A 1024-nucleotide genomic window follows, 5' to 3' on the forward strand; every position below is an offset into this window, starting at 1 on the left:
ACAGCCGGGCCATCAGCCTGGCCACCAACAGCCCGAACAACCGAAACGGCCCGCCGAAGAAACCAACGGACCGTCACGAAAGATCGAGGCTAACGGTCATTACAGGATCCGGCTTTTGTCTTTTTCGCTTCGCTGCCGACGATGCTGTTTTTCGAGCGAATTGCCTCGCTGAGGAGTTTTGAGGCACCCCCTTTTTTGAGGGAGGTTTTTGTGCGCAGCCAGTCCACCCCTCCAGCGTCAGTAAATCTCATGACAATTGGTGACCAAATGCCTTTTTGATTGGAAAGCGTTGGCGGATCCAAATCGGCTTGGATGGATCCTAGCTGTAAATCGTATTCTCGATATTCGAGATGAGTACATGGGGGTAAATTCCTCAACGCCACATACCAGTAGCTTCTCTCGATATCACCTTCAAGGTCCTTTTTGTTAATCTCAATTCCGATGTGCATGTAGGGAATGGGGTCGGGGGACCTGTTTAGCACGTGGAGAGCCCCCGACCCGTCACTGGCGGAACCGATCATTCCCGTACCACCCCACTCAAAGGCTGATCCACCACCACCCCAATACGTTACCTTTTCTGCTTGTTTTCGAGCGCGGCGTGCGTCGTCATCCTTGGACTGAGCTAGTTGATCTTTCGCCGTCTCCTGGCCCCAGTAAGTACCGACACCCTGAGCCCATAGTCCTCCAATGGCGGCAATGGCGGCGAGCACTGCCCCGGAAACCGTGATGACATGCGTCCAGCTAGCCCGCCGCACCCATTGCCAGGCGCGCCGCGCCCGTGAGGCTTCGGCTTCGGGGATCGACTCGGAACGCTCCTCACGCATTCGTGGTCGGATGCGGTTCGGAGTTGACCGTTGCCGTGCGAGGCGTAACCGGTCCTGCCTGTTCGATCCGTTGGTCACTGGAACCCTCTCGATGTGTCAGCCTAGCCTCGGGCTTTCATGAAGCGGGCTGTCCGACGGGTGGTCAGGTAAGCGAAAAGTGCCTCTGACCAGAAAGAATGAGGATTGTCGAGGTCCTTGTT

The 1024-nt window shown here is 56.2% G+C and carries 1 protein-coding gene; it reads right to left on the minus strand.

Annotation, left to right across the window (positions count from 1 at the left end; genetic code table 11):
- Nucleotides 1-89: 89 nt before the first annotated feature.
- Nucleotides 90-824, minus strand: a complete 735-nt coding sequence (locus ABTZ94_RS37695) for a hypothetical protein (protein ID WP_351208002.1) — start codon at nt 822-824, stop codon at nt 90-92.
- Nucleotides 825-1024 lie beyond the last annotated feature (200 nt).

Origin of the sequence: Streptomyces sp. NPDC002785 (assembly GCF_040295565.1) — a bacterium.
In the GTDB taxonomy this organism is placed as follows: Bacteria; Actinomycetota; Actinomycetes; order Streptomycetales; family Streptomycetaceae; genus Streptomyces.